General features: G+C 65.8%; 9 protein-coding genes and 1 pseudogene. 7 read left to right on the forward strand and 3 right to left on the reverse strand.

Annotation, left to right across the window (positions count from 1 at the left end; genetic code table 11):
• Positions 1-84 precede the first annotated feature (84 nt).
• The 3 genes from sdhA to sdhC form a co-directional block, all read right to left on the reverse strand.
• Positions 85-1,905 carry a succinate dehydrogenase flavoprotein subunit gene (gene sdhA / locus AC07WJ_RS23965; protein WP_494937182.1) on the reverse strand — a complete coding sequence of 607 codons (1,821 nt, stop codon included), beginning with the start codon at positions 1,903-1,905 and terminating at the stop codon, positions 85-87.
• A 70-nt stretch (positions 1,906-1,975) separates the two neighbouring features.
• The gene (gene sdhD / locus AC07WJ_RS23970) at positions 1,976-2,371 is read right to left on the reverse strand and encodes a succinate dehydrogenase, hydrophobic membrane anchor protein (protein ID WP_494937183.1); all 396 of its coding nucleotides are present in this window, start codon (positions 2,369-2,371) and stop codon (positions 1,976-1,978) included.
• A gap of 11 nt (positions 2,372-2,382) precedes the next feature.
• Positions 2,383-2,790 (reverse strand): succinate dehydrogenase, cytochrome b556 subunit, encoded by a 408-nt coding sequence (gene sdhC, locus AC07WJ_RS23975; protein ID WP_494937184.1) that lies wholly within the window; start codon positions 2,788-2,790, stop codon positions 2,383-2,385.
• Positions 2,791-2,983: 193 nt separating this feature from the next.
• Between sdhC and zapE the strand changes: the two genes are divergently transcribed.
• From zapE to AC07WJ_RS24010, 7 genes and pseudogenes are all read left to right on the forward strand, one after another.
• The gene (gene zapE, locus AC07WJ_RS23980) at positions 2,984-4,159 is read left to right on the forward strand and encodes a cell division protein ZapE (protein ID WP_494937185.1); all 1,176 of its coding nucleotides are present in this window, start codon (positions 2,984-2,986) and stop codon (positions 4,157-4,159) included.
• Between the two features lie 220 nt (positions 4,160-4,379).
• The gene (locus AC07WJ_RS23985) at positions 4,380-5,018 is read left to right on the forward strand and encodes a TetR/AcrR family transcriptional regulator (RefSeq protein WP_494937186.1); all 639 of its coding nucleotides are present in this window, start codon (positions 4,380-4,382) and stop codon (positions 5,016-5,018) included.
• Positions 5,019-5,191: 173 nt separating this feature from the next.
• Entirely contained in the window at positions 5,192-5,908 is a 717-nt protein-coding gene (locus AC07WJ_RS23990; RefSeq protein ID WP_494937187.1) for a carbonic anhydrase, read from the forward strand.
• Positions 5,909-6,325: 417 nt separating this feature from the next.
• Positions 6,326-7,291: a malate dehydrogenase gene (gene mdh, locus AC07WJ_RS23995; RefSeq protein ID WP_494937188.1), complete on the forward strand. Its 966-nt coding sequence runs from the start codon at positions 6,326-6,328 to the stop codon at positions 7,289-7,291.
• A gap of 112 nt (positions 7,292-7,403) precedes the next feature.
• Positions 7,404-8,591 (forward strand): annotated as a pseudogene (sucC, locus tag AC07WJ_RS24000) (ADP-forming succinate--CoA ligase subunit beta); the annotation flags it as partial.
• 474 nt (positions 8,592-9,065) lie between these two features.
• Entirely contained in the window at positions 9,066-9,956 is an 891-nt protein-coding gene (sucD, locus tag AC07WJ_RS24005) for a succinate--CoA ligase subunit alpha (protein ID WP_494937189.1), read from the forward strand.
• Positions 9,957-10,088: 132 nt separating this feature from the next.
• Positions 10,089-13,055 (forward strand): 2-oxoglutarate dehydrogenase E1 component, encoded by a 2,967-nt coding sequence (locus tag AC07WJ_RS24010; protein ID WP_494937190.1) that lies wholly within the window; start codon positions 10,089-10,091, stop codon positions 13,053-13,055.
• Positions 13,056-13,059: the final 4 nt, after the last annotated feature.

Consider the following 13,059-nt stretch of genomic DNA (forward strand, 5'->3'; position numbering starts at 1 on the left):
AAGGCGTCGGCCATGGCCACATTCCGGCCCGGCGCACCGTCAGGCGCGCCGGGCCGGAAGGACAATCCCGTCAATGGGCCCGCCTCAATACACGCGGGCCTTCGGCTCGATATACTGAATGTCGTTGGTCATCGTATAGGTGTGGACCGGGCGATAATCGATGGTCACCGACTTCTTGTGGTCGTCGGCGAAGGCCAGCGTGTGCTTCATCCAGTCCTTGTCGTTGCGGTCGGCGAAATCCTCGCGGGCATGAGCGCCACGGCTTTCCTGGCGGTTCGAAGCCGAGTCCATGGTGACCACGGCCTGGCTGATCAGGTTGTCGAACTCGAGCGTTTCGATCAGGTCGGAATTCCAGATCAGCGAGCGATCGGTGGTCTTGATGTCGGTCGAGCCCTGCCAGACCTCGTGGATCAGCTTCTGGCCCTCTTCCAGCACTTCGCCGGTGCGGAACACCGCGCAGTTCGACTGCATGATGCCCTGCATCTTGGCGCGCAGCTGGGCGGTCGGGGTGCCGCCGGAGGCGTTGCGGAACTTGTCGAGCCGCGACAGCGCGAGCTCGGAGGCTTCCTTCGGCAGGTCCTCGTGCTTCTCGCCGGCCACCACCGTCTCGGCGGCGCGCAGGCCGGCGGCTCGGCCGAACACCACGAGATCGATGAGCGAGTTGGAGCCGAGCCGGTTGGCGCCATGCACGGAGACGCAGGCCGCCTCGCCGATCGCCATCAGGCCGGGGACGATGGCGTCTGGGTCGCCACCCTTCTTGGTATAGACCTCGCCGTGATAGTTCGTGGGGATGCCGCCCATATTGTAGTGCACCGTCGGAATGACCGGGATCGGCTCCTTGGTGACATCGACGCCGGCGAAGATCTTGGCGCTCTCGGAAATGCCCGGCAGGCGTTCGTGCAAGATCTTCGGATCGAGATGGTCGAGGTGCAGGTAGATGTGGTCCTTGTTCTTGCCGACACCCCTGCCCTCGCGGATCTCCATGGTCATGGAGCGCGAGACGACGTCGCGCGAGGCAAGATCCTTGGCCGAGGGCGCATAACGCTCCATGAAGCGCTCACCCTCGGAATTGGTGAGATAACCGCCCTCGCCGCGCGACCCTTCGGTGATCAGGCAGCCGGAGCCGTAGATGCCGGTCGGATGGAACTGGACGAATTCCATGTCCTGCAGCGGCAGGCCGGCGCGCAGCACCATGGCATTGCCGTCGCCGGTGCAGGTGTGAGCCGAGGTGGCCGAGAAATAGGCGCGGCCATAACCGCCGGTGGCCAGGATGGTCTGGCGGCCGCGGAAGCGATGCAGCGTGCCGTCGTCCATCTTCAGCGCGACCACGCCGAGGCAGCGGCCGTCCTCCGACATCATCAGATCGATGGCGAAATATTCGATGAAGAACTCGGCATTGTTGCGCAGCGCCTGGCCGTAAAGCGTGTGCAGAATGGCATGGCCGGTGCGGTCGGCCGCCGCGCAGGTGCGCTGGGCGGTGCCCTTGCCGTAATGGGTGGTCATGCCGCCGAACGGCCGCTGGTAGATCTTGCCGGCCTCGGTGCGCGAGAACGGCACGCCCCAGTGCTCGAGCTCATAGACCGCCGCCGGCGCGTTGCGCACCAGATATTCGATGGCGTCCTGGTCGCCGAGCCAGTCGGAGCCCTTGACCGTGTCGTACATGTGCCAGCGCCAGTCGTCCTCGCCCATATTGCCGAGCGAGGCCGAAATGCCGCCCTGGGCGGCGACCGTGTGCGAGCGGGTCGGGAACACCTTGGAGATGCAGGCGGTCTTCAGGCCGGCCTGGGCGCAGCCGACGACGGCGCGCAAGCCCGCACCGCCGGCGCCGACGATGACGACGTCATAGGTGTGGTCGGTGATATCATAGGCGCGGCCATTGACGGCGGGTCCGGCGGCTTGAGCCATGGCACGGTGCTCCTGGTAGTCAGCTGTCCCGGGCCCGAAGACGCGGGATATCGATTGAGAACGCGCGGCGTCAGACGCCGAACGACAATTTCAGGATCGCGAAGATCGAGGCGAGCGCCACGACCGCCGAAAAGAAGGTGTTGAGCAGCAGCAGGACGATGCGGGCGCCCTCGGCCGGGACATAGTCCTCGATGACCATCTGCATGCCGAGGCGCATGTGATAGACCGCCGACATGACGAAGAGGATCAGCGGGATCGCCACGATCGGCGAGCCCAGCGTCGCCTTCACCGCCGAATAATTGCTGCCGGCGGTCGAGATGATGAGGCCGACGACGAACAGCGACAGCGGGATATTGGCGACCGCGGTCACCCGCTGCAGCCAGAAATGCTCGGTGCCTGACCTGGCCGAACCAAGGCCGCGGACACGGCCGAGCGGGGTGCGCATGGAGGCTTTCGATTCCGACATGATCCTGGTCCTCAGACGCCGCCGCGCACGGCATAAGCGACGATCCAGGTCAGGATCGTCAAAGCCACCGAGCCGATGAGATTGGCGCGAACCAGCCATTCGCGCTCCTGCGGGCCGAAACCGCGGCCGGTGTCCCAGATGAAATGCCTGATGCCGCCGAGCATGTGGTGGAACAGGGCCCAGGTATAGCCGAACAGCACGAGGCGGCCGATGAACGAGCCGGCGAACCACTGGAAGGTGGCATAGGCGCTCGGCCCCGAAGCGGCGGCCACCAGCCACCAGACCAGGAGAAGCGTGCCGAAAAACAGCGCGCAGCCGGTGATGCGATGGACGATGGACATCATCATCGTCAGCATCGGCCGGTAAATCTGCAGGTGCGGGGAGAGCGGGCGCTCGGGCATCGGCTTCACATCGGCCATTGTCGGCAGGTCCTCATGGCTGGCCGGAATGGATCGGCCGCCGGAAATCACGCGCCTGTTTACGAAACCGCGAGGCCCGGCGCAACGGAGGCCTTGTCCGACAAAGGGGGTAGAACCATTCTTAAATAATCAAAGCGCCCCTGCGGCACAATCACTTGCGGGCATTTCCGCCGGCCGCTAATGCCTCGGGCCCATGGCCGATACGCTGTCCCGCTACCAGGCGCTCGTCGATGCCGGTGAGATCTCCTTCGACCCGGCGCAGGCCGCGGTGGCGAAGCGGCTCAACCGCCTGAACGAGGAACTCGCCGACTACCGCCTGTCGCGGCGCAAATCCTCGGCGCTCGCCTGGCTGTTTTCGCGCGGCGAGAAACGCGCACCGGTGACCGGCCTCTATATCTGGGGCGAGGTCGGCCGCGGCAAGACCATGCTGATGGACCTGTTCATGGCGGCGAGCCCGGTGAAGCGCAAGCGCCGGGCCCATTTCCATGAATTCATGGCCGATGTGCACGAACGCATCCATCACTATCGCCAGAAGCTGAAAACCGGCGAGGTCAAGGGCGACGACCCGATCGGACCGGTGGCGCTGGAGCTGGCCGAAGAGGCCTGGCTCCTGTGTTTCGACGAATTCGCGGTCACCGACATCGCCGACGCGATGATCCTGGGGCGGCTGTTCGCCAAGCTGTTCGAGGAAGGCGTCGTGGTGGTCGCCACCTCCAACGTGGTGCCGGACCTGCTTTATAATGACGGGCTCAACCGCGCGCTGTTCCTGCCCTTCATCAAGCTGCTGCAGGAACGCATGGCGGTGGTGAAGCTCGAATCACGCACCGACTTCCGCCTGGAGAAGCTCGCCGGCCAGCCGGTCTGGACCGTGCCGCTCGACGACCGCGCCGACCAGGCGATGGACGAGGCCTGGGCGCGGCTGACCGGCGGGGCGGGGGGCGAACCCGGCGACCTGGTGGTCAAGGGCCGCCACGTCCCGGTGCCCAGGCAGGCGCGCGGTGTCGCCCGCTTCAGCTTCGCCGATCTCTGCGAAAAGCCGCTGGGAGCCTCCGACTACCTGGCGATCGCCCATTCCTATCACACCGTTTTGATCGACCGCGTGCCGGTGATGCGCGGCCTCGGCATGCGCAACGAGGCCAAGCGCTTCATCACCCTGATCGACGCGCTCTATGACAACCAGGTGAAGCTGGTGGCGAGCGCCGGCGCCGAACCGACCGGGCTCTACCTGTCCGACGAGGGCTTCGAGGTCTTCGAGTTCAACCGGACCGCCTCGCGGTTGATCGAGATGCGCTCGGACGAATATCTCGCCGCGCCGCATGAACGCCGTGTCGCCCCTTCGGCCGATACCGGCGGCATCGTCGAAACGTGACGATGGACATCGTCGAAACGTGACGATGGACATCATCGAAGCCTGACGATGGACATCGTCGAAACCTGACCGACGGCATATCGCCCGGCGCAGGTTCGGATAAGGTCTGCCGATGCAAGGTGAACAGCGAGACGGTCCATGAACCGCGGCGCGCGAGGCGGCGCACGGCCGGCGAAACCTGCCGGTCCGGCCGAACCGATCCAGAACCCGAAGGCAGGCCGTGGCCCGACGCGCTGAAACCTATCGGCCGCCGGCCGCCCAGCCCCAGGAGGACCGTGTCCAGGCACGCCTGGTGGCGATCGCCGCCGAGCATATTCGCCGTTACGGGCCCGAGCGCGTGACCGTGGTGGCGGTGGCGCGCGAGGCCGGCATGAGCCACGCCAATGTCTACCGCTTCTTCCCGTCCAAGGCGGGGCTGGTGGAGGCGGTGGTGGTCGCCTGGACCCGCTCCGTCGAAATGGCGCTCGGCGATATCGCCAGTGCCCCTGACCCCGCCGACGACAAGCTGGAGCGGTTCCTCACCGCCTGGGCCAAGGCCCAGCGCGACGGCCTGGACCGTGACCCCGCGATCTACGGCGCCTATGCGACCTTCTGGGAGGGCCGGCGCGACAGCATCACCGCCCATCGGGCGCGGTTGCGCTCGTTTCTCTCGGCCATTGTCGACGAAGGGCTGGAGCCCGGCCCGTTCCGCATCAAGGACGAGGAAAAGGCGGTCGCCTTCGTCGGCGACGCGATGCAGCGCTTTGTCCATCCGGCTTTGGTCATGGAGACCCGCGACCTGACGCGTACCCAGGTCGAGGCGCGGATCTCGGTCATGGCACGCATCGTCATCCGGACGCTGGTCTCGGGCGGGGTCTGAGCGGCGGGCCGTCGCGACCACCCGCCGGAGCGCGGTTTGAGCCTCGATAGGCCCGCCAGAGCCCAGATCTAAGCAAAACCACCACTAGTCGCCCGGCCTTTCGCCGGCCATAGCCTGCTTGATCGCCTTGCTGTCGGGCCGGGGGCCGCGACCGGCGATCGGGGGGACAATCCATGTGTGAGACCTGCAAGACCTTCGAGCCGAGCCGCCGGCAGGCGCTGACGCTCGCCGCCTCCGGCGCACTGGCCGGCTTCGCCGGCCTTCGGCCCGCCGCGGCAAGCGACGGCCCTGCGACAGCCTTGACCCCGGACCAGGCGCTGGAGCAGCTCAAGGCCGGCAACCGGCGCTTCGTCGCCAATCCGCAGGCCTGCGTCTCCGACATGGCCAAGCGCCGCCACGACGTGGCCGCCGGCCAGGCGCCCTGGGCGACCCTGGTCAGCTGCGCCGACAGCCGCGTGCCGCCGGAACTGGTGTTCGGCGGCCTGAGCCTCGGCGAATTGTTCGTCATCCGCAATGCCGGCAACACGGTCGATACCGTGGCCATGGGCACGCTGGAATATGGCGCCGCGGTGCTGAAATCGCCGCTGATCGTGGTGCTCGGCCATGAGCGCTGCGGCGCGGTCATGGCGGCCTGCGACGTGGTCACCAAGAATGCCACCTTCCCCGGCTCGATCGGCCCGATGATCGAGCCGATCCTGCCGGCGGCGATCGCCGCGCGCGGCCGCGACGGCGATTTCGTCGACAATACCGTCCGCGAGAATGTCCGGCGCACGGTCGCCCGGCTGCAGGCGGCGGGACCGGTCGTCGCGGACATGGCCAGGGCGGGCAAGATCAGGATCGTCGGCGCGCGTTATGACCTGGACAGTGGCGAGGTTGAGTTCTTTGCCTGAGCGGGATCAGGATACCGGCGGCGGCCTGGGGGCCGCCGCCAAGACCCGGGGCGTCGACAAGGACGCCCCCTTTCGGCTCAGCGCCATGGTCCGATTTGTGACAATTTACAAAATTTGAAATTTGTAACTTCTCATTCGCCCGCGGCACGGCCGGCGGCGGCCCGACAATGGTTACCGGGAGGTTAAATCACGCCCGAGACGACAAATCGAACCACGGCCCGGCCGGCGTCATCAAATCATTGCCATGTTTGGCCTTTCTGATCGCGGGCGCGGCTCGCCGCGCAGACCTTCCCGGCCGTTCCGGCCACCGTCAAATCATCCTGAAGCACAGCTTGAAACCGGGCCGCGATTGTGGATATCGAAGCGGCTATGCGGGATCTCCCGCCCCGGTAACCAGCTCCACCGAAAGACCTCCCCATGGCGCGCAAGAAAATCGCACTGATCGGCTCCGGCCAGATCGGCGGCACCCTGGCACTCCTCGCCGGCATCAAGGAACTCGGCGACATCGTCATGTTCGACATTGCCGAGGGCACCGCCAAGGGCAAGGCCCTCGACATCGCGCAGGCTTCCGCCGTCGAAGGCTTCGATGCCAAGCTGTCCGGCACCGGTACCTATGAGGCGATCGAGGGCGCCGATGTCTGCATCGTCACCGCCGGCGTGCCGCGCAAGCCGGGCATGAGCCGCGACGATCTCCTCGGCATCAACCTGAAGGTGATGGAACAGGTCGGCGCCGGCATCAAGAAATATGCCCCGAACGCCTTCGTCGTCTGCATCACCAACCCGCTCGACGCCATGGTCTGGGCGCTGCAGAAGTTCTCCGGCCTGCCGGCGAACAAGGTGGTCGGCATGGCCGGCGTGCTCGATTCCTCGCGCTTCGCCCTGTTCCTGGCGGAAGCCACCGGCGTCTCGATCGAAGACATTCACGCCTGGACCCTCGGCGGCCACGGCGACGACATGGTGCCGATGGTGCGCCACTCCACCGTCGGCGGCGTGCCGCTGAACCAGGTGGTCAAGTCCGGCTGGCTGAACCAGGACAAGCTGGACGCCATCGTCGAGCGCACCCGCAAGGGTGGCGGCGAGATCGTCGCCCTGCTCGGCAACGGCTCGGCCTTCTACGCCCCGGCGGCTTCCGCCATCGCCATGGCCGAGAGCTACCTGAAGGACAAGAAGCGCGTCCTGCCGGCGGCGGCCTATCTCACCGGCCAGTATGGCGTGAAGGACATGTATGTCGGCGTGCCCGTGCTGATCGGCTCGACCGGCGTGGAAAAGATCATCGAATTCGATCTCGACAAGTCCGAGCAGGACATGTTCGCCAAGTCGGTCGCCTCGGTGAAGGGCCTCGTCGACGCCTGCAAGACCATCGCCCCCGACCTGGCGAAATAACCCGGCCCGCTCGTCGGCCCCTTCCAGAACGCGCGAAGGCGACAGCCCCTGACGGCTGCCGCCTTCGGCCCCTCGAAACCTGAAGCGGCCAGACCGCCAAGCGAGAGATGCGATGAACATCCACGAATATCAGGCGAAAGCGCTTCTGAAGGAGTTCGGGGCGCCCGTCTCCAACGGCATTGCGATCTTCAAGCCATCGGAAGCCAAGGACGCGGCGAAGAAGCTCGGCGGTCCGCTCTGGGTGGTGAAGTCCCAGATCCATGCCGGCGGACGCGGCAAGGGCAAGTTCAAGGAAAAGTCGGCCGGTGAAAAAGGCGGCGTCCGGCTCGCCAAGTCGATCGACGAGGTGGCCGAGTTCGCCAAGCAGATGCTCGGCTCGACGCTCGTCACCATTCAGACCGGCCCGGCCGGCAAGCAGGTCAACCGCCTCTATATCGAGGACGGTTCCGACATCGCCAAGGAATTCTACCTGTCCATGCTGGTGGACCGCGAGACCGGCCGCACCGCCTTCGTGGTTTCCACCGAAGGCGGCATGGACATCGAAGAGGTCGCGCACGCGACGCCTGAAAAGATCAAGACCTTCTCGGTCGATCCGGCCACCGGCTTCATGCCCCATCACGGCCGCACCATCGCCAAGGCGCTCGGCCTGACCGGCGACCTCGCCAAGCAGGCCGAGGCGGTCGCGGGCATCCTCTACAAGGCCTTCGTCGCCAAGGACATGGCGATGCTGGAGATCAACCCGCTGATCGTCACCAAGGACAGCAAGCTGAAGGTGCTTGATGCCAAGGTGTCGTTCGATTCGAACGCGCTCTACCGTCACCCCGACGTGGTGGCGCTGCGCGACGAGACGGAAGAGGACGCCAAAGAGATCGAAGCGTCGAAATACGACCTCGCCTATATCGCGCTGGACGGCACGATCGGCTGCATGGTCAATGGCGCCGGCCTCGCCATGGCCACCCTCGACATCATCAAGCTCTACGGCGAGGAGCCGGCGAACTTCCTGGATGTCGGCGGCGGCGCCAGCGAAGAGAAGGTCACCGCGGCCTTCAAGATCATCACCGCCGATCCGCAGGTGAAGGGCATCCTGGTCAACATCTTCGGCGGCATCATGAAATGCGACGTCATCGCCCGCGGCGTGATCGCCGCGGTCAAGACGGTCGGCCTCGAAGTGCCGCTGGTCGTGCGTCTCGAAGGCACCAATGTCGAAGAGGGCAAGGCGATCATCCGCGGCTCCGGGCTGAACGTCATCCCGGCCGACGACCTCGACGACGCCGCCCAGAAGATCGTCGCCGCCGTGCGCCAGAGCGCCAAGGCTCCGGCCAAGGCCGCCAAGGCTCCGACCAAAAAAGCCGCTCCGGCCAAGGCAGCTCCGGCGAAGGCGGCAGCCAAGCCCGCCCCGGCAAAGGCGACCGCCAAGGCCGCTCCGGCCAAGGCTGCTCCGGCGAAAGCCGCCGCCGCCAAGAAGGACGGCGCTGCCGAGAAGGTTCCGGCAGCGAAAGCTTCGGCCGGCAAGCCGGCGGATGCCAAGAGCGCGGCCAAGGCACCAGCCAAGGCCGCAGCGAAGGGCGTCGCCAAAGCCTCGGTCGTCGTCCCCAAGGTCGCCGTTCCCGCCTCGCCGACCAAGTCGGCGGCCCAGGCGGCCAAGGGCGCAGCCCCTGCCAAGGGCGCGGCGAAAGCCGCCGCCGCGACCAAGACCGCATCCACCAAGTCGGGCAGCGCATCGCCGAAGAAGTCGGCCGCTGCGAAGTCCAAAAGCAAGAAGTGAGGACCTTCGATGTCGATTCTCATCACTAAGAAGACGAAGGTCATCACCCAGGGCTTCACCGGCAAGAATGGCACCTTCCATTCCGAGCAGGCGATCGCCTATGGCACCAAGATGGTCGGTGGCGTGGCGCCCGGCAAAGGCGGCCAGACCCACCTGAACCTGCCGGTGTTCGACACGGTGGCGGAAGCCCGCGACAAGACCGGCGCCGACGCTTCCGTCGTCTACGTGCCGCCGCCGGGTGCGGCCGACGCGATCCTGGAGGCCGTCGATGCCGAGATCCCGCTGATCATCTGCATCACCGAGGGCATTCCGGTGCAGGACATGATCAAGGTGAAGCGGGCGCTCGAAGGCTCCAAGTCGCGTCTCATCGGGCCGAACTGCCCGGGGGTCGTGACCGCCGGCGAGTCGAAGATCGGCATCATGCCGGCCAACATCTTCCGCAAGGGCAATGTCGGCATCGTGTCGCGCTCGGGCACGCTGACCTATGAAGCGGTGTTCCAGACCACCCAGGCCGGCCTCGGCCAGACGACGGCCGTCGGCATCGGCGGCGATCCGGTCAAGGGCACCGAATTCATCGACATGCTGGAAATGTTCCTGGCCGATGCCAAGACCGAGTCGATCATCATGATCGGCGAGATCGGCGGTTCGGCCGAGGAGGATGCGGCCCAGTTCATTCGCGACGAGGCCAAGCGCGGTCGCAAGAAGCCGATGGTCGGCTTCATCGCCGGACGCACCGCCCCTCCCGGCCGCCGCATGGGCCATGCCGGCGCGATCATCTCGGGCGGCAAGGGCGGCGCCGACGACAAGATCGCCGCGATGGAGGCCGCGGGCATCCGCGTGTCGCCGTCGCCGGCCCGGCTCGGCACGACACTTGTCGAACTTTTGAAGAAGAAGCGCTGAGCCGCTTCGCAAGAACAAGAAATCGGCCAGCTTCTGGCCGATTTCCACCACCGAAGAAGACGCCATAAGGCGTTCGATTGAAGTGCGGACAACCCACGCCGCCCGCGATCCAGAACGCTGCAGGAACCGATCATGGCACGCCAAGACGAGACCATCGCGCTCACCTCTTTCCTCTATGGCGGCAATGCCGCCTATATCGAGGACCTCTACGCCCGCTACGAAGCCAATCCGGCTTCGGTCGACGCGGAGTGGCAGGCCTTCTTCAAGACGCTCGGCGACGATGCCGCCGACGTCGCCAAGAACGCCGAGGGGCCGTCCTGGGCCAAGCCGAACTGGCCGATCGAGGCCAATGGCGAGCTGATCTCGGCGCTCGACGGCAATTGGGCGGCGATCGAGAAGGTCATCGGCGACAAGCTGAAGGCCAAAGCCGCCGACAAGGCCCAGCCGGCGAGCGCGCCGGTCGCCGAGACCGACATCCAGCAGGCGACGCGCGATTCGGTTCGCGCGCTGATGCTGATCCGCGCCTATCGGGCGCGCGGCCACCTGCACGCCAATCTCGATCCGCTCGGCCTGGATCCGCCCAAGACCCATGAGGAACTCGATCCGCGCTCCTATGGCTTCACCGAGGCCGATTTCGACCGCAAGATCTTCATCGACAAGGTGCTCGGCCTGGAATTCGCCACCTTGCGCGAAATGGTCGGCATTCTCGAGCGCACCTATTGCCAGACGCTCGGCGTCGAGTTCATGCACATCACCGATCCGGCCCAGAAGGCCTGGATCCAGGAGCGCATCGAAGGTCCGGACAAGGAAATCGCCTTCACCAAGGAGGGCAAGCGCGCCATCCTGCAGAAGCTGGTCGAAGCCGAGGGCTTCGAGAAATTCCTCGACCTGCGCTACACCGGCACCAAGCGCTTCGGCCTCGACGGCGGCGAATCGATGATCCCCGCGCTCGAGCAGATCATCAAGCGCGGCGGCAATCTCGGCGTGAAGGAAATCGTGCTGGGCATGGCCCATCGCGGCCGCCTGAACACGCTGACCCAGGTGATGGCCAAGCCGCACCGCGCACTGTTCCACGAATTCAAGGGCGGCTCCTATGCCCCCGACGACGTGGAGGGCTCGGGCGACGTGAAATATCACCTCGGCGCCTCGTCGGACCGCGAGTTCGACGGCAACAAGGTGCACCTGTCGCTCACCCCCAACCCGTCGCATCTGGAAATCGTCAATCCGGTGGTGCTCGGCAAGGTCCGCGCCAAGCAGGACCAGCACGGCTGCCCGCCGGAAGACCGTTCCGCGGTGCTGCCTCTGCTCATCCATGGCGATGCCGCCTTTGCCGGCCAGGGCGTCGTGGCGGAATGTTTCGGCCTGTCCGGCCTGAAGGGTCACCGCACCGGCGGCTCGATCCATTTCATCATCAACAACCAGATCGGCTTCACCACCTATCCCCGCTACAGCCGGTCCTCGCCCTATCCGTCCGACGTCGCGAAGATGGTCGAAGCGCCGATCTTCCACGTCAACGGCGACGACCCGGAAGCGGTGGTCTTCGCCGCCAAGGTCGCGACCGAATTCCGGCAGAAGTTCCAGAAGCCCGTCGTCATCGACATGTGGTGCTACCGCCGCTTCGGTCATAACGAAGGCGACGAGCCGGCCTTCACCCAGCCCTTGATGTACAAGAAGATCAGGGGCCTGAAATCCTCGCTCGACCTCTACGGCGCCAAGCTGGTCAGCGAAGGCGTGGTGACCGCGGCCGAATTCGACGGCATGAAGGCCGACTGGCGCACCCGGCTCGACGGTGAATACGAAGCCGGCCAGTCCTACAAGCCGAACAAGGCCGACTGGCTGGACGGCCGCTGGCAGGGCCTGAAGGCACCGGGCTCGACCGACGACGACCCGCGCCGCGGCGCGAGCGGCGTCGAGCACGCCCGCCTGGTCGAGATCGGCAAGGCGATCACCAAGATTCCGGAGAAGTTCACCGCGCACAAGACCATCCACCGGTTCATGGACAACCGCCGCAAGATGATCGAGACCGGCGAAGGCATCGACTGGGCGACCGGCGAGGCGCTCGCCTTCGGCACCCTGGTGGCCGACGGCCATCGCGTGCGCCTGTCCGGCCAGGACAGCGAGCGCGGCACCTTCTCGCAGCGCCATTCGGTGCTGATCGACCAGGAGACCGAGGCCCGCTACACGCCGCTCAACAATATCGGCGGCGGCCAGGCCAAATACGAGGTCATCAACTCGATGCTCTCGGAAGAGGCCGTGCTCGGCTACGAATACGGCTATACGCTGGCCGAGCCGAATGCCCTGGTCGCCTGGGAAGGCCAGTTCGGCGATTTCGCCAATGGCGCCCAGGTCGTCTTCGACCAGTTCATCTCATCGGCCGAACGCAAGTGGCTGAGGCTCTCCGGCCTCGTCTGCCTGCTGCCGCATGGCTATGAGGGCCAGGGACCCGAGCACTCCTCGGCCCGCCTCGAGCGCTTCCTGCAGATGTGCGCGGAAGACAATATGCAGGTGGCCAACTGTTCGACGCCGGCGAACTATTTCCACATCCTGCGCCGGCAGCTGAAGCGCGACATCCGCAAGCCGCTGATCCTGATGACGCCGAAATCGCTGCTGCGCCACAAGCGCGCGGTGTCGAAGCTCTCCGAATTCGAGGCCGGCACGTCGTTCCACCGCGTCTTGTGGGACGATGCGGAGGTCCTGCCGAACCAGGAGATCAAGCTCGTCGAGGACAAGAAGATCCGGCGCGTCGTGCTGTGCTCGGGCAAGGTCTATTACGATCTCTACGAAGACCGCATCAAGCGCGGCATCGACGACGTCTATCTGATGCGCGTCGAACAGCTCTATCCGTTCCCCTTGAAGGCGCTGGCTCACGAGATCGGCCGCTTCAAGAACGCGGATGTGATCTGGTGCCAGGAGGAGCCCAAGAACATGGGCTCCTGGACCTTCGTCGAGCCCTATCTGGAATGGGTCCTCGGCACCGCCGGCTCCAAATCCAAGCGCGCCCGTTATGTCGGTCGCCCGGCCTCGGCGGCCACCGCCACCGGCCTGATGTCCCGGCATGCCGCCCAGCTCCAGGCCTTCCTGGACGAAGCCTTTTCCTGATCCC

The sequence above is a fragment of the Phreatobacter sp. GW821-FHT04C01 genome, assembly GCF_059420385.1.